Below are 18,338 nucleotides of genomic sequence, written 5' to 3'. Positions count from 1 at the left end.
AACTCCCTTGTTCTAAAGCGTTTGTACGACGACCTGCGGCTGCCACCGTCGGTACGCCTCGAGATCGATGTCCCCGGCGACGGGGGTCAGCACGGCAGCCGCAGATGCGGCAACGGCCGACTTGAGTACCACAGGCCAGTCGGGCTCGGCCGACGCCGCCACGGCGGCCGCGACGACCGCGGTACAGGCATCTCCGGCACCCGTCGGGTTGCCGGCAACCCTCTCGACCGGCAGCGCACGCCACGCGCCTTGCTTGCTAGCAGCAACCATTCCGCGGGCGCCGTCCGTGATCACCGCCGCGGTCGCACCGGCCGCAATCAACTGCCGAGCGCCCTCTTCGACGCTGAGCTCTCCCAACGCTTCGCGAAGCTCGGCGGCGTTCGAGCGAACCACCGCACCGGCCTTCGCGGCCGCCACCAAGGCATCTCCGCCGACGTCGATCACCGACAGCACATCGTGATGCCGCGCGCGCACCGCCAGCTCCGCATAAGCATCCGCGGGAAGCCCGGGCGGCAAACTCCCCGAGCATGCCAGGACATCGAGCCGCGCCCACGGCATCCGGTCATGGAAGGCGCGCCACTCGTCCTCGGACACCGACGGCCCGGCCTCGTTGAAGATCGTCGCGTCGCCGTCGACACCGTTGACGATGGCAACGGTTCGCCGCGTCTCGCCCCGGATCGGCGTGAGCAACGCGGTCAGCCCCGCGTCGAACAACTCCTCGGCGACGATCTCGCCGGTCAGCCCGCCCACGAACCCGAGGGCGAGCACCTGATGCCCCAGCGTCGCGGCGACCCGGGCGACGTTGACGCCCTTGCCTCCGGCCCGCTGCTGCGGCGCGTTGACGCGATGGCTGCCGCCCACCACCAACTCGTCGACGCCGTACGTGACGTCGAGCGCCAGGTTGAGGGTGACCGTCCCGATCAGTCCAGCCACGAGCCGGCCCGCATCACCTTCTGGACTTGGTAGTCCTCGTCCAGCAGCACGAGATCGGCCCGCTTGCCGGTCTCGATCGCGCCGACGTTGTACCAGCCGAACGCACCGGCCGGCGTCGTCGACGCCATCCGCGACGCATCGACCAGCGACACCCCGGCCTTGACGGCATTGCGGTAGGCGACATCCATCGTCAAGGTGCTGCCCGCGATCGAATGGGTGCCGTGGGCAAGCGTCGCCAGCCCGTCCTTCACGTCCACCTCGAGGCTGCCCAACATGTAACGCCCGTTGGGCATCCCGGTCGCCACCATCGCATCCGTGATCAGCGCGATCCGGTCGACGCCCGCTGCGGCGAGGGCAACCCGGACCACCTGCGGGTCCAGATGCATGCCGTCGTTGATGACCTCGAGCAGCAGCCGGGGATCGTTCAGCGCGGCGCCCACCGGACCGGGATCACGGTGATGGAACGGCCGCATCCCGTTGAACAAGTGCGTAGCCACCGTCGCGCCGGCGTCGGCACCCGCGATCATCTGCTCGTACGTCGCGTCCGTGTGCCCGAGCGCCGCGACCTTACCCGCGTCGACGACCTGCCGGATCGCGTCCAGCCCACTCGGCAACTCCGGCGCGATCGTCACCATCGCCACCGCGTCGCTGAGCACCTTGGCCACGTCGCCCTCGACCGGATCGCGCAGCAGCGTCGGCTCGTGAGCGCCACACCGCGCGGCCGACAGGAACGGCCCTTCGAGGTGCACACCCGCGATCACGCCGTCGGTGACCAGGTCGGCCAGGCAGGCCGTCTGCGAGACGAGCTCGTCGAGCGGCGCGGTCACCAGGCTGGCCATCGTCGTGGTGGTGCCGTGCTTGGCGTGGAAGGCCACGACCTTGCGCGCCTCCTCGGGATCGGTGGTCGAGTACGTAGACCCGCCGCCGCCGTGGGTGTGGATGTCGACGAACCCCGGCACGACGGTCACGTCGCCGAGATCCTCCGGCCGCTGACCGTCGGCCGGCATCCCGTCGGACCGCCGCCCGAAGGCGAGGATGTCGCCGCCGGAGACCTGCAGCCAGGCGTTCTCGAGGACATCGTCGGGGGTGACGAGCCGCGCCACCTTGTACGTCGTCATACCGTCTCTTCTCCGCTCTCCTCGGCAGCCACCCGGTCCCACGCCATCCACGCGGCGCCGAGCATGCCGGCCTCTTCGCCCAGTTCCGCGGCCACGATCTCCGGCTCGCGCTGGAACGTCAGTCGCGCGTGCACACCTTCGCGCAGCGGCGCCAGCAGGGTCTCCCCCGCACCGACCAGGCCGCCGCCGATCGCGATCCGGGTCGGTGCGACCAGAGTCGTGTACATGACCAGGGCGTCGGTCAACGCGGCCAGGGCCTCACGCCAGACCACTGCGGCGTCAGCGTCGCCCTGCGCCAGCAGCTCGATCACCTCACGCGCTCCGTCGACCACCCGGCCGGTGCGGACGGCATAGCGACGGGCCAGCGCGGCAGCGGAGGCGATCGTCTCCAGACACCCCCACTGGCCGCAGGCACATTGCTCGGCCGCCGAGCCGTGGACGAATCTGGTGTGGCCGAGCTCACCGGCGTACCCGTCGCCGCTGACCAGCTTGCCGTCGACGACCATCGCGGCGGCGATGCCGGTGCCGAGCGGGAGGAACAGCGAGTTCGTCGTACCGGTGAGCGCTCCCTGGCGTAGCTCCGCGTAACCGCCCGCGCGCACGTCGTGGGCGAGCAGGACCTTCTGGTCGAGCCCGATCGCGGCCTGTAGTTCGGCGAGCACCGGCGTATCCGACCAGGCGAGGTTCTCCGCGCTGACTGTTCCCCGCTCGGCGTTGATGATGCCAGGCACGACCACCCCGACCGCGCGGACGCGGTGACCGTCGGCGGCGGCCTTCTGGGCCAGCTCGACGACGGTTTCGAGCAGACCGCTGAGCACTGCGTGGCCCCCGGACTCACGGGGAGTAGGCCTGGTCTCCCGGTGCAGCACGGCACCGTCGGCGGCGACCAGGCCGCATTTCATCCGGGTTCCACCGAGATCGACGGCAACCACGACTTCACAGGGGTCCACGGAGCGCCATTATGCAGCGTTACCTGCCGGTTCGAACATCCATGAGCAGTTTCTGGACAACTTCGAGGAGCCCGGTCAGCGCAGTCCCCGGTCGAAGGCCGCTACCAGAAAGGCGATCAGATCCTCGGCCAGCTTGCCCGGATCTTCCCCTTCGTCGATGCCAGGCGGCTCCGCGCCCGGCGGTCTGGTCAGCGCCTGCGACTGATGCAGGGCGAGCAGTCCGAGCATGTTCACGTAGCCGAAGGCGACCGACTCCGGCGACGCGTCCGGCAACGCCCGTTGCAGCGCGGCCAGATAGCGCGCCTCGACCGGATCGGACTCGGCCGCGTAGAGCTCCCGGATCCGCTGGCTCGGGTCGAACGCGACCCGCCCGATGAAGCGGGCCACCACCGGGCCGCGCTCGCCTCGGCGCAGTACGAGATCCAGGCCGGGCTCGATGAAGGCCCGGATCAGTTGCTCGGCGTTCGGCTCGCCCTTCGCCTCCAATTGGTCCAGCCGGCGCCGGCGCTCGGTGTTGACCGGTGCCATCGCGCGCGCCACCGCCGCGCGCAACAATGCTTCCTTCGAGCCGAAGTGATAGTTCACCGCCGCGATGTTGGCGGCCGCCGCGACCGTGATGGCGCGCAGCGAGGTTCCTTCGTAACCCCCCTCGCCGAACCTCTGCTCGGCGATGTTGAGCAATCTCTCCCGGGTGGATTCCACGGGTGTCTCCACAGAGTTCTCCTTCCCCCCGGCTACCGCTCGCTCAGGCACCCCACCTGCTTACGCGCCGTAGCCTGGCCACAGCATAGTTCAAACGGACGTTTGAATGAGAGTGGTCAGGGCAGTAAATCTGGAAAGAAGCTCAGAAAACACGGGAATCCCCGCGATCCGGGGCGCAATCGGCGCGTACTAAGGTCTCTGCGCATGACCACGATGCGGATCGCGCCGCGCTTCCGGGGGCCCGCCAAGTCAGGCAACGGCGGCTATGTCGCAGGTCTGGTCGGTACTGCGCTCGCTGCGGCGATCCCCGCGGACACGGTGCCTCGGGTACGTCTACTGGTACCTCCGCCGATGGAAACCGACCTGGAGCTCTCGGTAGATCCGTCCGGCGCCAGGCTGGCCGGGACTGCTCCCGTCGCCGAGGGTGTCCCGGTGAGTGTGGCCACCTTGGCCGACGCCACGGTGGAGCCGGTCGGGCCGGACGAGGCGCTGGCGGCCGAAGCGGAGTACAAGGGTCTTGTAGACCACCCGTTCCCCAGTTGCTTCGTCTGTGGCCCGGAGAACCACGAGGGGCTGCAGTTGAAGCCAGGGCCGCTGGGCGACGGCAGGACGGCCTGTACCTGGCATCCGGGGGCTGACTTGGCCGCTAGCGACCGTCTGGTCGACCCGGTCTACATCTGGTCGGCACTCGACTGCCCTGGCGGCTGGGCGATCGACATGGAGGGCCGCCCGTCGGTACTCGGCCAGATGACCACCTGCATCGACGCCCGCCCGCGAGCAGGCGAGCCCTGCGTCCTCATGGGCCGGGTGCTCGGCGAGGACGGCCGCAAGACGCATACGGCCAGCACCCTGTACGACTCCGATGGCCGCGTACTGGCTCGCGCCCGCCACACCTGGATCCTGGTCGACCCAGCGCTCTTCAACTGACCTTCGTCGCTGCCAGCGCCCGGATGATCAGCTCGTTGCGGGCATCCCGGCCCAGCGGGGTGGTGTGGACGCCGTCGTGGAGGTACCGGCGCTCCCGCCTCGGGTCTGCGTTGATGAACTCGGCCCAGTGGACCAGTTGCAGGTTGGCATGGCGACGGGTGGCTGCTGCCAGTTGCCGGTTGATCCAGGCGCTGTTGGAGCGGTCCGCGGCGGCCGTACTGCGGCGCGCGACCCACACGTTCACCCAGATGACGGTCCTGGTCCGGCCGACGATCTGCATGACCCGGTCGATCTGGGCAGTGACCGCCGGCGGGTTGAAGATGTCGTTGCTTCCGGTCTCGATCAGGATCCGGCCGGGCAGTCCGTAGGTCCGGGCCCAGAGTGCGAGAGCATCCGCGGCCGGTGCGGTCGGCCGGCCCGACCAGGCGTCCATGGCGAGCGCGTCGTGAGTGCGGGCCACGAGCCGCTCTGCCAAGACAGGGCCGCCGGTCACCCCGAGGCTGTCCCCGAACATGAACACGCCGTCCGTCCGGACCACCCGCTCGATCTGCTGCCGGCTGGAGATCAACCGGCTGTAGTTCTTCCAGTCCGCCGGGCTGCCAGAGCCGAAGCCAACGGAAGCCACCGGCTCCGGCTTTCGTGACGGCTTCCCCGAGCCGACCTCCTGCCAGCCGAGCGGGGTCCCGACCGCGACCACCCCCAACGCCCCAGCGAGCAACACCCGCCGCGACACCCCGCCCCAGTTCTCCATACCTGTTACACGCGTTGGCGGTCTGGAATGTTGGGGTTCAGCCGACAATTGCAGCTAGCTGCAAGAGCTAGCGGGAGCGGGCGGCGTGTGCCCTGACCTTGGCGCGGTTGCCACAGGTCGCCATCGAGCACCAGCGGCGACGGCCACGTGGGTCCATGAACAGCCAGCCACAGTTGTCTCCCGGGCACAGCCGGATGTGGTCCCGCGACGCACCGGTCAGCAACTCCGACGCAAGCAGGGCCAACTGGTCCAGTGGGAGCCCCAGGTCCTCCGGCAGCTCCCAGGACGCCCGCACTCCAGGCCCATCAGCCGGTACTGCGCTCAGGTGCCGCCTCGCCAGGGCACGGTCGACCGCCCGGGCAACCGCTTCGAATGAACCCGATGCGGCTTCGTCGGTCAGTACGTCGTACAGGTCGGCCCTGAACTCGCGGGCCGCGTCCAGCCGCCGGGTCGCGTCCGTCGGCCTGACCGAGGCCTGCTCGATCAGCCGGAACACGCTCGCGTCGGACAGCAGCCCGACGTACCCGTTCCAGATCACGAACGCCTCGTACGAGGTGAGCCACTCGTTCACCGCGAGCCCCCGGCCGGCGAAGTCGGAGCGGGTGTTGAGGAAGTCCAGGACCGGGTCGGCGCCGACCGGTTTCGGCAGCACGATGCCCTGGACCAGCTCCAGGTGCGAGGGCAGTACCGACATGGCTCACATGGGATCACGAAAACTGGTTGAACGGCGGAAGTTGCCGACGTAGGTTCTGAGTACACGCGAAGGGAGGTGGTCCAACGCATGAATTGCAATCGGACTCGTGAGGTGATGGCGGGCTGAGTCCCGTCAACCACATCTATGTGTGGTGGGCATGTGGCTAGCCAGTTTCACGCCAGTCACCGGGCCCGCAGGTAGTCAGGAAAGTCCGCCTGACCCTTGGTTCGACCACCCGGTCGTGTCCCAGGAAGTGCCTGCGGGTCTTTTTTCTGTTCTAGGGCTGCAGGCGTCGGAGCTGCCAGTCCGTGCCGGATCGCTGGTACTGGAGGCGGTCGTGGAGCCGGCCGGTGCGGCCCTGCCAGAACTCGATGGTTGCCGGGACGATCCGGTAGCCGCCCCAGAAGTACGGGGTGGAGATCTCGGTGCCCTCGGGCCACTGGCGCTCGTACGACTCGTACTGCAGGTCCAGCTCCGCGCGGGACTCGACCGGCTGGCTCTGCTGCGAGGCCCAGGCGCCCAGCTGGGAGCCGCGCGGGCGGCTGGCGAAGTACGCGTCGACCTCGTCTGCCGGGAGTTTGCCGGCGGTGCCCTCGACCCGGACCTGGCGCTCCATCGCGTGCCAGGGGAAGACGAGGGCGCAGGCGGGGTTGGCTGCCAGGTCGTCGGCCTTGCGGGACTGCTGGTTGGTGTAGAAGACGAACCCGCGCTCGTCGAGACCCTTGAGCAGTACGATCCGCGCCGACGGCTTGCCCTCCTGATCGGCAGTCGCCAGCACCATCGCGTTCGGCTCGTGCAGGCCCGCGTCGACGGCCTGGGCCAGCCACAACCCGAACTGCTTCAGCGGGTCGGCGTCCACCTGCTCCTCGAGCAGCTCACCCAGGCCGTACGTCTCCCGCATGTCTTGAAGGTCCACGGGTCGAGGGTACGAGGCGCTCAGTTCTCCATCGACCTGGCGAGGCTCTTCGGGCGCATGTCGGTCCAGTGGCTCAACGGGCCTAGCGGGAGCGCAGTAGCTTGCGGACGGCGCGTCCGGCGGAGCTGCGGGCGAGTCTGCGTACGGTCGGGTTGCGGCGCAGCTTGGTCTTGAACGAGCTGCGTTGCTTCACCACCGGCGCTGTCGCCTGCGGTGCAGCGGGCGCTGGCTCGGCGGCGGCAGCCGCTACTTCCCCGGCAGCCGAGGCTGCCTTGACTGCCGGCGCGGCCCCGGTGGCCGGCGCTGCCCCGGTTGCCGACGCTGTCCCGGTCGACGCTGCCCCGGTCGACGCTGCCCCGGTCGCCGGTACTGCCCCGGTCGGCGGCGCTGCGCTGGTTGTCGGCGCTGGTGCTGGTGCAGGCGCGCGCTTCGGTTTGGGCTTGGGTGGGTTCGTCAGGTGTTTGTTGACCTCGGCGAGGTGGTCGTCGAAGACGGCTCGCCAGAGGAGCTGGCGGAGTGCCACCTCCTGACCGACCGTGCTTTCACCGGCCAGTGACGCAGCCCAGAGCTGCTGCACCTCCGCCGGATCGAAGTCTCCGGTCTGGTCGGTCGTGAGCAGCTCGCCGATCAGGTCGCGATCAGGCGCCGCGCCCAGCCGCTTCACCGGTGCCGGCGGGCGAGGCGTCGCCCCGGCGACGGGCTGCGCCTTGAAGAACGGGATGTCCGCCCACTGCGGCACCAGCTCGCGTACCAGTGCTCGGTGCAGCGCGTTCTCGAGCCGCTGCGGCGCACTCATCGAGAAGGCTCCTCGAACGAACGCCGGTACGAGCAGCGGCGACACGATGCCGGTCCGCTCCCCCGCACTGCCCCAGCGACGCAGTCGCTCGACCACATAGAAGTAGTCGAGCATCGTGGCGTCCTCGAAGCCGCCCTGGATCGCCTCGCGGAACACGTGGTCGATCTGCCCGGCCACTGCGCCCCTCGTCGCGTCCGACGGGCCAACTGCAGGGATGAGCCGCTTCTGGAGACGCGCGTTGAACAGCTCCAGCTTCTCCTCCAGCGGGCTCTGGTCGAGCTTCAGCACGTCCGGTGGGTAGAAGTGCCCGTGAGCGATCTCGCCACCTGCGCCACCGATCGCCAGGTGCGCGACGTCACTCAGCCCCTCCGGTGGGTTGTGGAAGATGTAGCTCGCCGGACGCAGTCCCTCGGCGAACCGATGCCAGCGCCGGATCCGCTCGATCACGGGCGTCATCGGCGGCGGTACCGGTGCTGGTGCAGCAGTGGTCACCGGTGCGGGCTTGCCGGTGACGATGTGCTCCACCTTGTAGGGAAGGGCTGCCACCAGCTGCTCGGCTACGGCCAGCTCCCCCGGTACGGCGTCGTAGCTGTTGAGCTTGAGGTCCACCCCGGCCGACAGGAACGCCGCGGCGACAACGCGGGAATCCCTGCCTCCACTGAGATCCACTGTCGGGGTACCGGGCCACAGCTTGCTCACGGACCGGGCGACGCCACGCAGGGCCTCGGCGGTCTCCTCGATCAGCCGCTGCGGCAACTCGCCGCCGCTAGGCCCGGACCAGATGCTCGTTGCCTCGATCCGCGTGACAGTACGGCGGTTGCGCCGTCCCTCGGTCACGATGTGGGTGGCGCCCGGCACAGTCAGCACCCGGTCGTACGGGGTGGTGTCGCCCATGAACCAGCCGCAGCCGGCGGCGTAACGCCAGCCCCGATCCGAAGCTTCAGCAGGCACGTCGGCGAACAGGCATGCGGCGGCCGCACGGTTGCTCCACACCCAGCCATCGGTAGTACGGAGCTGGAACAGCCGCCCGAGACCAACGGAGTCGGTGAACAGCTCCAGTCGCTCGTCCGCCGGGTCGAGCACCGACAAGAGGAAGGGAGGCGCCAGCTCCGCCATGCGGGCCGGATCGGCGAGCACTGCACGGGCCAATGGCGTCGCGGCTCGTTGCGGCGCCAGGTCGCCGACGATCTGCTGGTAGCCGAGTGGCACGTGCAGACTGGCGACGCAGAGGTCGTCGTCGTCACGCCAGGCCGGCCAGTGGTAGTCCGGCTCGCGCCGGCTCCAGCTGTGCAGTCCGACGGTTCCGGCGTCACAACCGTCCCGTCGAGCCTGGCCCTGCCAAAGCTCGCCGTAGTACGCCTCGACGCGTCGTACGCCGGCCGCCGCCTTCTCCGGACCCGCGAAGCGGTCGAAGGCGTATGCCACAACAGTTTCCATGCCCTGCCAGATGCGATCGGGGCCGGAAAAGTTGCATCCCGGCGAGATGTCGGATCAGTACCAGACCAGTGGGCAGCATGGTCTGCGCCCAGAGTCTGGCACAGCCAGAGGTTCACGCCGAACCGGTCACAGATCTGTCCGCGCGGTCAGGCGGAGAACTATGCTGCCTGAGCGCCTAGATCGAACAGCCGGACAAGGGAGTCTCAGGGGATGTCAGATCCAAAGGTCGATGTTCAGCACGGTCTAGAGGGTGTGGTCGCTTTCGACACCCAGATCGCGGAGCCGGACAAGGAAGGTTCGGCGCTTCGCTATCGCGGGGTGGACATCGAGGATCTGGTCGGCCGGGTGCCGTTCGAGAACGTCTGGGGCCTCCTCGTCGACGGCGCTTTCACCCCGGGCCTGCCGCCCGCGGAGCCTTTCCCGCTGCCCGTGCACACTGGTGATGTCCGGGTCGACGTGCAGTCCGCGCTGGCGATGCTCGCCCCGGCCTGGGGTCTGAGGCAGCTCTACGACATCGACGATGTTCAGGCACGCGACGACCTGTCCCGCGCGGCCGTGATGGCGCTGTCGTACGTCGCCCAGGCCGCTCGTGGCATCGGGCAACCGATGGTCCCCCAGCGCGAGGTCGACAAGGCGAGCACGATCACCGAGCGCTTCATGATCCGCTGGCGCGGCGAGCCCGATCCCAAGCACGTCAAGGCAGTCGACGCGTACTGGACCTCTGCCGCCGAGCACGGCATGAACGCCTCCACCTTCACCGCCCGGGTGATCGCCTCCACCGGCGCCGACGTCGCCGCGGCCCTGTCCGGTGCTGTCGGCGCGATGTCAGGCCCGCTGCACGGTGGCGCTCCTGCTCGGGTACTGACGATGATCGAGGGCGTCGAGAAGAGTGGTGACGCCCGCTCCTACGTGAAGGGCCTGCTGGACGCCGGCGAGCGCCTGATGGGCTTCGGCCATCGCGTGTACCGGGCCGAGGACCCCCGCGCCCGGGTACTTCGCCGTACGGCGCAAGAGCTGGACGCACCCCGCTACGAGGTAGCCCAGGCACTGGAACAGGCCGCCCTCACCGAGTTGCGCGAGCGCCGCCCGGACCGGGTCCTCGAGACCAACGTCGAGTTCTGGGCAGCGATCGTGCTCGACTTCGCCGAGGTCCCGCCGCCCATGTTCACCTCCATGTTCACCTGCGCCCGCACGGCCGGCTGGAGCGCCCACGTCCTCGAGCAGAAGCGCACCGGCCGCCTGATCCGTCCCTCTGCCATCTACTCGGGCCCCGCGTCCCGCCCCGCCACAGAAATCGAGGGCTGGAACGAGAAGTGGGCCAACTAGCGGGTCTGGCTCGGTGAGCTGCCGGTGCGGAACTTGTACTGGCGGCTGAAGTAGGCGACATCGGTGTAGCCGAGCGCGGCAGCGACCTGGGTGACTGTCATGGCAGTCTCGGTCAGGAGCTGGTGCGCTCGCTCCACCCTGGCCTGGATCAGGTACTGGGCAGGTGAGGTGCCGTGCTGGGCGACGAATCTCCGGGTGAACTGAGCTCTGGAGAGCAGCGCCTGGGCGGCCATCTCTGCGACGCTCCAGTCCCGGCTGGGGTCTTGCCTGATCGCCTGCGCGACCTCCTGCACAGCAGTGTCGGTCGCACTGGGCTGCGGACTGTGTGCCGCGTCCCAGATCAGACCGAGCAACTGCTCCAGGCAGAGCTCGGCCTGCCGTCGCCCTAGCGGATCACCCCGCCTGTACGCCGTATCGCTGCTCCGGGCGAGCGCACCGAGCAGCACCCGGTCCTGCACCTCGGCCCACCGCGTCGCCGGTACTACGCCCTGCGGGTCGACAGCGAAGTGCATCCCGAACACCAGCAGCCGACGCCGTGGATCGTGGCTGGCCGTGGGCGCATCCCCTGGCGCGAACACCGCGCAGACGCCCGGTCCCAGCTCGCGGGTGCTGCCGTTGAGCTCCAGCCGGCCGATGCCGTCCAGCACGCACCAGAGCAGGTGATCCTGCTGCGGCGGCGACACCCACGACCAGGACGGCTCGCACCGCCAGAAGGTCGGCGGCGAATGGAGTTCGAGGGCGACCGGCGTAGCGAGGACGGGCTGATGCGTCAAAAGGTCAACTCCTTGCGTCGATCATCCGTCGCCGTAGCCTTTGTGGACGGGGAGGATATTGATGTCAGCCTAATCCGTGAGGAGCCAGTGGTGAGCGTTTCGTACAAGCAGGAGTTCGACAGTGCGGGGTACACGCTGGTGCGCGGGTTGTTCGCGGCGGACGAGGTGGGGCGGCTGCGGGACCACTACATGGAGTTGCGCGGGCGAGGGTCCTACCCGGGCGATGTGGTCGGCGTACAGGCCGGCAGCCGGGATCCGTTGCGGCGGTATCCGCGGATGGCGCAGATGCATCGGTGGGACGAGTTGTCGCTGCAGTGGTTGATCGACCGGCGGCTGGACGAGGTGATGACGGGGTTGCTCGGGCGGTCGCCTTACGCAGTACAGACGATGATCTACTTCAAGCCGCCGGGGTCGCGAGGCCAGGCTCTGCACCAGGACAACTTCTATCTGAAGGCCGAGCCGGGCACTTGCATAGCGGCGTGGATGGCGCTCGACACGGTCGATGTGGAGAACGGGTGTCTGGAGGTCGTGCCGGGCAGCCACCGGTGGCCGATCCTGTGCACTGAGAAGGCCGACACCAAGGTGAGCTTCACGGACGTCACTGTCCCGCTGCCGTCGCAGGAGGCGGCAGTACCGGTTGAGATGGCTCCTGGTGACGTGCTGTTCTTCCATGGCGCTCTCGTCCATGGCAGCGCGCCTAACGTGAGTACAGACCGCTTCCGGCGGGCACTGATCGGGCACTACATCCAGGGCGAGGCCGACCAGGTCGCTGAGTACTACCACCCGGCACTGCGGATGGACGGGACTCCACTGGAGCTGGGGGTCGCCGAGGGCGGCGGCGCCTGCGGTGAGTGGGTGCCTGGCGAGGACGGGCCGGTGGCTGTGATGACCGGGCATGAGAAGGTCACCCGAAAGCACGAGTAGCGGCCTGTTGAGACCCGCGGCAGACGGCGTGGGGAGATGTGGAAGACTGTGAAGTGCTGACAGCGTCGTCGGCAGGATTCAGCCAGACGACGAAGGGAACCGCTGGTGACCAGCGACATCATCATCCCCGCAGAGCTCAAGCCGGTTGACGGACGGTTCGGCGCCGGTCCGTCCAAGGTGCGCCCGGAGGCCGTCGCGGCCCTGGCGACCGAAGGGGCCAAGCTGCTCGGCACCTCGCACCGCCAGGCGCCGGTGAAGAACCTGGTCGCCCGCGTCCAGCAGGGTGTCTCCGACCTCTTCCAGCTGCCCGACGGCTACCAGGTCGTACTCGGCAACGGCGGCTCGACCGCGTTCTGGGACATCGCGACCTTCGGCCTGATCCGGGAGAAGAGCCAGCACCTGAGCTTCGGCGAGTTCTCGTCCAAGTTCGCCAAGGCCGCCCAGCTCGCGCCGCACCTGGGCGACCCGACCGTGATCAAGGCCGACCCGGGCACCCGCCCGGCCGCGGTCGCCGAGGCCGGCGTGGACCTGTACGCCTGGCCGCACAACGAGACCTCCACCGGCGTGATGGCCCCGATCAAGCGGGTCGAGGGCGCCGACGACGGCGCGCTGGTCGCGATCGACGCCACCTCCGGCGCCGGCGGCCTCCCGGTCGACATCAACGAGGTCGACGTCTACTACTTCGCGCCGCAGAAGTGCTTCGCCTCCGACGGCGGTCTGTGGATCGCCCTGATGTCGCCGGCGGCGCTGGCCCGGGTCGAGGAGATCACCGCGTCCGGCCGCTGGATCCCCGCGTTCCTGGACCTGGCGACGGCGGTCGACAACTCCAGCAAGAACCAGACGTACAACACCCCGTCGCTGTCCACGCTGTTCCTGATGGCCGAGCAGACCGACTGGATCAACAGCCAGGGCGGCCTGGAGTGGAGCGTCAGCCGCACCACCGACTCCAGCAACCGGCTCTACACCTGGGCCGAGAAGTCCGACTACGCCACCCCGTACGTCGAGGACGCCGAAGCCCGCTCGCTGGTGATCGGCACCATCGACCTGGACGACTCGATCGACGCCGCGGCCGTCGCCAAGGTGCTGCGCGCCAACGGCATCGTCGACACCGAGCCCTACCGCAAGCTCGGCCGCAACCAGCTCCGGGTCGCGATGTTCCCCGCCGTCGACCCCGACGACGTCGAGAAGCTCACCCAAGCCATCGACTACACCGTCGAAAAGCTCCGCTGACCCGCCCGACCACCCGACCGGCCGCCGCTCCCACAGGGGACGGCGGCCGGTTGCTTTGCGCCGGTTCGCTGGGGAGTGACGATGGGGGCATGACCTCGATCCGTCCCGCAGTCGCCACGGACTCGGCGGCGGTGACCAGCCTCGCGATCGCCGCCTTCGAGCGGTACACCGAGCGAATCGGCCGTCCCGCGATGCCGATGACGCTGGACTACGCCACCGCGATCGCTGACCACAAGGTCTGGCTCGCCGAAGTCGAGCCTCCGCCCGCCGTCGCTGACGCCGAGCCGCCGCCCCTCGCGCTCACCCCCGCAGGCGGACCACCGCTCGGGTTCGTGTTGCTCGAGGAGCAGGCGGATGCGCTGCTGCTCGATGTCGTCGCGGTGGCTCCGGATGCGCAGGGGCAGGGCGTGGGCAGCACTTTGCTCGCGTTCGCCGAAGAGCAGGCTCGGGCCCGCGGGTACTCCCGGATCGTGCTCTACACCCACGAGAAGATGACCGAGAACCTCGCCTACTACCCACGCCACGGCTACACCGAGACCCATCGCGAGGAACAGCACGGCCATCGCCGGGTCCACTTCGCAAAACCGGTTCCACCGACCGGAAGCAACTAGCCGTACTAGGCGTTGGAGCGGCGCCGGCCGTGGGGGTTGGGTGGGGGCTGGCCGGTGAGGCGGGCGTTCTCTGCCATTCGGTCGAGGCGTTCGCGGCGGCCGGCCGGGAACGTGACGAAGGTGATGATGAGCGCCAGCAGAGCGGCGCCGACGACGATCCAGCGCAGGCTGTGGCTCTTCTTCGGCTCCGTCGAGCTGGTGTTCGCGGCCGGCTTCGGCGTGGCGGCCGGGTTGGTGGCCGCCGGCGGCTTCGCGGCGGTCTTCTTGGCCGGCGCGGCCATCTCGTAGACGGGCGAGTTCTTGCCCTCGCTGCCGACCAGGATGTCGCTGCCGGTCGGTCCCACCGCGACCGACTCGCCTTGCGCGACCGGCGTGGCCGACCGTGCGACCAGCGTCGGCGTATCGCCCCAAGCCACGGTCGCGACGTCGAGGTACGTCCGCAGCACGACCGTCTTGCCGTCCGGCATGAAGGTGCCGTCGGTCACCCCGTACTCCGAGGCGGGCGCGTCGGCGAGCTTGGTCAGCTTGTTGGTGCCCTCACGGGACGCGTCCTCGGGCGCGGCGTAGATGGCACCGGCCTTCTTCTTGACCTTCGTGACGAAGTACAGCCGCTTGCTGGCCGGCTCGATCAGCAGCGTCTCGGCGTCGTGCGCGCCGTCGGGATACTCGAAGTCGTACCGGTGGAACTTGACGTCATCCTCGTCCTCGAGCTGGTTGGGCTCGGGGATCGTGTACACGTAGATCTGATCCCGGACCTTGTTGTTGTCGCCGATGTCGGCGATGTAGATGGTGCCGTCATTGTCGACCGCGATCGCCTCGACGTCCTTGACCGGCGCCTTGAACTTGAGCTGGACCCGGACCTTGCCGGTCTTGTCGACGCCGAACACCCGGGCAGTGTCGCCGGAGTCGTTCACCGTCCACCAGATGCCCTCGTAGCGCGAGCTCTTCGCCAGCCCGGACGACTCGTCCACCCGGGAGTCGTCGATGGTGAACAGCTTCTTCGGCGCCCCGGGGGTCGGATCGGCCGCGTCAGCGGCACCCGCCGGGATCGCGACCCCGGCCAAACTCAGCAGAGCCACGGCAGTCAGGGTCAGGGCATTGCGCAGCAAGCTCAAAGCACCGCCTCGCGGTCGGGGGCGAGCACCAGTGTCGCGAGATGTGGCGTGACCTGCCACTCCGCGGTCAGCGTGTCGTACTCCGCGCGCACCTCCGGGCCGGCAGCCGCGCCCGTCCGGGCAGCACGGAGCAGCAGGTTGCGCGGCGTGTGCTCACTGTCCACGAACTGCACCACCTCTACCCGGTAGCCGACTTGTCGGAGCACCGCCGCCCGGAGCGAATCCGTGAGGACGTCGGCGAACCGCTCCCGAACGATGCCATATCTGGTGAGAAGCGCATAAGGCGCCGGTGGTTCGACGCTCTTGAGTTGTTTCTGGATGTCATGGTGGCAGCAAGGCGCCGCGAGGATCAGCGGCGCCTCCCAGCCGACCGCCCGGGCCAGCGCGTCGTCGGTCGCCGTGTCGCAGGCGTGCAGCGCGAGCACGACGTCCGGGGGCGTGTCGAGCCGCGCGTCCGCGATGGTCGCGTCCACGAACTCCAGGTGGTCCTGCCAGCCCAGCGCGGTGACACGCTGGGTGTTCCGCTTCCGGGCGGCCGGGTTGTGATCGATGCCGGTCATCCGCACGTCATGCCCGGCATCGGTCAGCAAGTGGTACGCCGCGAGCGTCAGGTAGGCGCTCCCGCAGCCGAGGTCGACCACGTGCAACGGCCGGCCGGTCCCGATCCGGCCCGCGGACACCGCGTCCTCCACGGCCGGCAGCAGCAGCTTGCAGAACTCCTCGATCTGCTTGTACTTCGCCTGCCGCGACGGCTTCACCCGCCCGAGATGGTCACTGATCCCCAACTCGACCAGGAACGCCGCGGCAGGATCGAGCAGCCGGTGTTTGGCCCGGTCGTGTGAGGTCTCCTGCTCGTGCTGCTCGGCCTGCCGGTGCAGCAGCGGCCGGCCCTTCTTGGTGTATCGCAGCCGGAGCGTCTCGGAGGTCGTCTCGACATGCCAGTTCCCGTACGGAAGCCCGAGCAGTTCATCCACGACCTCACCCGCGCCACCGGCGTCCGCGTTGCGGGTATGCGCCTGCCGCTCGTCGAACTCAGTCACCTGGAGTCGCCGAACCCCCTTGAGGTCCACATACCGCAACTCCACCCGCTGGTACTGAGGCGCCTCCGCCCCACGCCGCCGCCCGGACCCGACCGCCCGCACCAACGCCCCCGGCTCGAGCAGCGCCTCCCGAACCGCAGCCCGCGCAACAGACTCCTCACCCGCAGCACCCCCGGCAGACGCCTGGCCCGCGGCACCCCCGGCATACGGCTCACCCGCCGCAACCCGGGCAGGATCGTCGCCTGCGGCACCTCCGGCAGACTCGTCGCGTACGGCACCCGCGACGGAGTCTTCACTCGCGTCGCCGGTCCGCTCAACCGCTTCCTGGTCAGCCTGCATCGCGCCATTGTCGCCGACCGCTCCGCGAGATCACAAAAGGGTCTCGCCTCGGCTACACCAGGGCTACACCAGCTTGCCGTCCTCGGGGAGCAGATTGAGGGCCTTCAGCCTGGTCTCGATACCGCCGGGTTGGCGCCCCAGGGCGGTCACCAGCGCGTCCTTGCCGGCACCGTCCTGGAACATCTGGGTGAGCAACTCCTCCTGCTCTGCCGTCCACAGCCGGAAGGCATTGGGATACGTCTTGCGGGCCTCCTCCACGCGACGGCCGTAGGAGCGGCCGGCCGGCAGCTCCAGGGCTCTGATCCGGAGCAGTCGGTGCCGGCCGACCTCCTCGCCATCGCGCCAGAAGACGACCACGCCGTCGTCGAATGTCATCAGGTCGGACGGGACGTCGCAGTAGTCGGCGTCCTCGAGCATCACCCGGACCATGTGTCTTCTCCTTCGTGTCGAAACGGGTTCTCACCAGAGAAGATGCCGCGATCCCACCGCGATCCAGAGACGAATTTCAGACCTGTGGACAACCCAACCGGCCCGCTGGTCTACTAGCCGCCATCGCCGCGGTCCTCTTCGGCCGCGATGAGAACTGGGGCGGCTGCTTGCCGCAGTCGTTCGCTCTCGGCGCCGAGCAAGCCGAGTAGGACGAGGTCGAGGGTCATCCCGCCGACCGCGGCGAACTGCGTACCGGCGAACTGGAACACCTGGGTCACTAGCAGCGACACCAGTACTGCGAGCTCGAACAGCCGCACCGCACGCGCCCGATCGCGAGCCCGCAACCGCAGCCCGCCCCGGATCGTGAAGGTTGCCGACAGCAGACTCCCCGCAGCCACTCCGACCACCGGCAGGTCGGTCAGCAACCGCCCGTCATCCAACCGGAGGCCGGCCGCGATGACAGGAGCACCGAGCGCCTGCAGGGTCAGCACGAAGACCGCCACGGCCGGCGCGAGCGGATGGGTCGCCAGCCGGTCGAAGCCCCGGTGCAGCTTCTTCCACGCGGCGTCGATCGGCGCAGCGAGCTCCACCTCGTCAGGCGGACAAGCAGCCAGCAGCGCTCGGGTCTCCCGCCGCCCGACGACCTCCGGCCCCACCACCCTCAACTGCGCGGACGCCTGTGCCAGCCGACGCCGGGACAGCCCACCGGCGACTCCCTCGACCGCGTTGTCGACCACATTGGCCAACTGCTCCCGCTCGTCGATCGGCCGCCGGTTGCTGACGTACCTCGAGCCCAGCACGATCAGCACGAAGATGACGTACACGATCGCCGCGGTCGGTTGGTAGAAGTAGTTGTTGTCCGAGGTGATGAACTTGCCGACCTCGTCGATGAACAGCCCGAAGCCGACGCCGCCCACCAGCGCCGCCGCCGGCCGGACCACCGGTCCGACGTACGACAGCAGCAGGTAGATGGCGAGCAGCATCAGCAGTCCGCCGGGCAGGACATGCGCGATGTGCAGTCCCTTGCCGCCGATCTGCGGGTAACCACTCAGCCCCAGGATCAGGCGAGTGATGAGGACGGTCGAGACCCCCGACACCACGAAGGTGGTCAGGTGCTCCCCGGTCCGCACGTTGCGGACCAGTCCGGCCCGAAGCAGGTACGACGACCTGGTGGTCATTTCACCAGCGCCGCGATCACCACGATCGCGACCAGCGCCGCTAGTACGACTGAGGTGACGAGCCGTCGGGTCCGGGGGTCCACCGGCCCAGGTTAGTGGACCCCTGCCGACCAGCTCAGACCAGTAGGTAGTTGCCGACCAATACGCCC

At 68.9% G+C, this 18,338-nt stretch carries 18 protein-coding genes; 5 read left to right on the top strand and 13 right to left on the bottom strand.

What is annotated here, in order from left to right; all coding sequences use genetic code 11:
- Window positions 1-12: 12 nt before the first annotated feature.
- The 4 genes from ACIA12_RS29275 to ACIA12_RS29260 form a co-directional block, all read right to left on the bottom strand.
- Entirely contained in the window at window positions 13-933 is a 921-nt protein-coding gene (locus ACIA12_RS29275) for a 1-phosphofructokinase family hexose kinase (RefSeq protein ID WP_396370348.1), read from the bottom strand.
- Entirely contained in the window at window positions 921-2,051 is a 1,131-nt protein-coding gene (gene nagA / locus ACIA12_RS29270) for an N-acetylglucosamine-6-phosphate deacetylase (protein WP_396370345.1), read from the bottom strand. Before nagA ends, ACIA12_RS29275 begins: the two co-directional genes overlap by 13 nt.
- Window positions 2,048-3,001: an ROK family protein gene (locus ACIA12_RS29265; RefSeq protein ID WP_396370343.1), complete on the bottom strand. Its 954-nt coding sequence runs from the start codon at window positions 2,999-3,001 to the stop codon at window positions 2,048-2,050. The genes nagA and ACIA12_RS29265 overlap by 4 nt, the downstream gene beginning before the upstream one ends.
- A gap of 75 nt (window positions 3,002-3,076) precedes the next feature.
- Window positions 3,077-3,715, bottom strand: a complete 639-nt coding sequence (locus ACIA12_RS29260) for a TetR family transcriptional regulator (protein ID WP_396370341.1) — start codon at window positions 3,713-3,715, stop codon at window positions 3,077-3,079.
- Window positions 3,716-3,907: 192 nt separating this feature from the next.
- On the opposite strand from ACIA12_RS29260, the gene ACIA12_RS29255 reads away from it, so the two are divergent.
- Complete coding sequence (locus tag ACIA12_RS29255) at window positions 3,908-4,630, top strand: hypothetical protein (RefSeq protein WP_396370340.1); 723 nt, start codon at window positions 3,908-3,910, stop codon at window positions 4,628-4,630.
- Here the strand turns inward: ACIA12_RS29255 and ACIA12_RS29250 are convergent.
- The 4 genes from ACIA12_RS29250 to ACIA12_RS29235 form a co-directional block, all read right to left on the bottom strand.
- Window positions 4,623-5,381, bottom strand: coding sequence for a hypothetical protein (locus ACIA12_RS29250; protein WP_396370338.1), 759 nt, complete (start codon window positions 5,379-5,381; stop codon window positions 4,623-4,625). The two genes, ACIA12_RS29255 and ACIA12_RS29250, sit on opposite strands and share 8 nt — an antisense overlap.
- A gap of 67 nt (window positions 5,382-5,448) precedes the next feature.
- Entirely contained in the window at window positions 5,449-6,075 is a 627-nt protein-coding gene (locus ACIA12_RS29245; RefSeq protein WP_396370336.1) for a CGNR zinc finger domain-containing protein, read from the bottom strand.
- 277 nt (window positions 6,076-6,352) lie between these two features.
- The gene (pdxH, locus tag ACIA12_RS29240; protein WP_396370334.1) at window positions 6,353-6,991 is read right to left on the bottom strand and encodes a pyridoxamine 5'-phosphate oxidase; all 639 of its coding nucleotides are present in this window, start codon (window positions 6,989-6,991) and stop codon (window positions 6,353-6,355) included.
- An 82-nt stretch (window positions 6,992-7,073) separates the two neighbouring features.
- Window positions 7,074-9,224 carry a hypothetical protein gene (locus tag ACIA12_RS29235; protein ID WP_396370333.1) on the bottom strand — a complete coding sequence of 717 codons (2,151 nt, stop codon included), beginning with the start codon at window positions 9,222-9,224 and terminating at the stop codon, window positions 7,074-7,076.
- Between the two features lie 210 nt (window positions 9,225-9,434).
- Here ACIA12_RS29235 and ACIA12_RS29230 point away from each other — a divergent pair, with 210 nt between their 5' ends.
- Window positions 9,435-10,550, top strand: coding sequence for a citrate synthase 2 (locus ACIA12_RS29230; RefSeq protein ID WP_396370332.1), 1,116 nt, complete (start codon window positions 9,435-9,437; stop codon window positions 10,548-10,550).
- Here ACIA12_RS29230 and ACIA12_RS29225 read toward each other — a convergent pair.
- On the bottom strand, window positions 10,547-11,323 hold the full coding sequence (locus ACIA12_RS29225) for a helix-turn-helix domain-containing protein (RefSeq protein WP_396370330.1): 777 nt from the start codon (window positions 11,321-11,323) through the stop codon (window positions 10,547-10,549). The two genes, ACIA12_RS29230 and ACIA12_RS29225, sit on opposite strands and share 4 nt — an antisense overlap.
- A 90-nt stretch (window positions 11,324-11,413) precedes the next feature.
- Here ACIA12_RS29225 and ACIA12_RS29220 point away from each other — a divergent pair, with 90 nt between their 5' ends.
- The 3 genes from ACIA12_RS29220 (at window position 11,414) to ACIA12_RS29210 (ending at window position 14,088) form a co-directional block, all read left to right on the top strand.
- Entirely contained in the window at window positions 11,414-12,247 is an 834-nt protein-coding gene (locus ACIA12_RS29220) for a phytanoyl-CoA dioxygenase family protein (RefSeq protein ID WP_396370328.1), read from the top strand.
- A 105-nt stretch (window positions 12,248-12,352) separates the two neighbouring features.
- Complete coding sequence (gene serC / locus ACIA12_RS29215) at window positions 12,353-13,477, top strand: phosphoserine transaminase (protein ID WP_396370327.1); 1,125 nt, start codon at window positions 12,353-12,355, stop codon at window positions 13,475-13,477.
- An 89-nt stretch (window positions 13,478-13,566) separates the two neighbouring features.
- Window positions 13,567-14,088, top strand: coding sequence for a GNAT family N-acetyltransferase (locus ACIA12_RS29210; RefSeq protein ID WP_396370325.1), 522 nt, complete (start codon window positions 13,567-13,569; stop codon window positions 14,086-14,088).
- 5 nt (window positions 14,089-14,093) lie between these two features.
- Here the strand turns inward: ACIA12_RS29210 and ACIA12_RS29205 are convergent, their stop codons facing one another.
- The 4 genes from ACIA12_RS29205 to ACIA12_RS29190 form a co-directional block, all read right to left on the bottom strand.
- A complete protein-coding gene (locus ACIA12_RS29205) occupies window positions 14,094-15,167 on the bottom strand; it encodes a hypothetical protein (RefSeq protein ID WP_396370322.1) in 1,074 nt (357 codons plus the stop codon).
- Window positions 15,168-15,199: 32 nt separating this feature from the next.
- Window positions 15,200-16,582, bottom strand: a complete 1,383-nt coding sequence (locus tag ACIA12_RS29200) for a class I SAM-dependent methyltransferase (protein ID WP_396370320.1) — start codon at window positions 16,580-16,582, stop codon at window positions 15,200-15,202.
- Window positions 16,583-16,645: 63 nt separating this feature from the next.
- Window positions 16,646-17,011 (bottom strand): hypothetical protein, encoded by a 366-nt coding sequence (locus ACIA12_RS29195; RefSeq protein WP_396370319.1) that lies wholly within the window; start codon window positions 17,009-17,011, stop codon window positions 16,646-16,648.
- 113 nt (window positions 17,012-17,124) lie between these two features.
- Window positions 17,125-18,189: a hypothetical protein gene (locus ACIA12_RS29190; RefSeq protein ID WP_396370317.1), complete on the bottom strand. Its 1,065-nt coding sequence runs from the start codon at window positions 18,187-18,189 to the stop codon at window positions 17,125-17,127.
- Between the last annotated feature and the right edge of the window lie 149 nt (window positions 18,190-18,338).

Source organism: Kribbella sp. NPDC051620, from assembly GCF_044453825.1.
Classification (GTDB): Bacteria; Actinomycetota; Actinomycetes; order Propionibacteriales; family Kribbellaceae; genus Kribbella.
Note: the sequence above shows the minus strand (reverse complement) of the source record. Positions and strands in the feature narration are given on the sequence as shown.

Bases quoted from the DNA above. Each gene is read 5' to 3' on its own strand.
- ACIA12_RS29235 (WP_396370333.1), bottom strand. From the start codon at position 9,224: ATGGAAACTGTTGTGGCATACGCCTTCGACCGCTTCGCGGGTCCGGAG.
- ACIA12_RS29250 (WP_396370338.1), bottom strand. From the start codon at position 5,381: ATGGAGAACTGGGGCGGGGTGTCGCGGCGGGTGTTGCTCGCTGGGGCG.
- ACIA12_RS29195 (WP_396370319.1), bottom strand. From the start codon at position 17,011: ATGGTCCGGGTGATGCTCGAGGACGCCGACTACTGCGACGTCCCGTCC.
- ACIA12_RS29200 (WP_396370320.1), bottom strand. From the start codon at position 16,582: ATGCAGGCTGACCAGGAAGCGGTTGAGCGGACCGGCGACGCGAGTGAA.
- ACIA12_RS29210 (WP_396370325.1), top strand. From the start codon at position 13,567: ATGACCTCGATCCGTCCCGCAGTCGCCACGGACTCGGCGGCGGTGACC.
- nagA (WP_396370345.1), bottom strand. From the start codon at position 2,051: ATGACGACGTACAAGGTGGCGCGGCTCGTCACCCCCGACGATGTCCTC.
- ACIA12_RS29190 (WP_396370317.1), bottom strand. From the start codon at position 18,189: ATGACCACCAGGTCGTCGTACCTGCTTCGGGCCGGACTGGTCCGCAAC.
- ACIA12_RS29245 (WP_396370336.1), bottom strand. From the start codon at position 6,075: ATGTCGGTACTGCCCTCGCACCTGGAGCTGGTCCAGGGCATCGTGCTG.
- ACIA12_RS29230 (WP_396370332.1), top strand. From the start codon at position 9,435: ATGTCAGATCCAAAGGTCGATGTTCAGCACGGTCTAGAGGGTGTGGTC.
- ACIA12_RS29255 (WP_396370340.1), top strand. From the start codon at position 3,908: ATGACCACGATGCGGATCGCGCCGCGCTTCCGGGGGCCCGCCAAGTCA.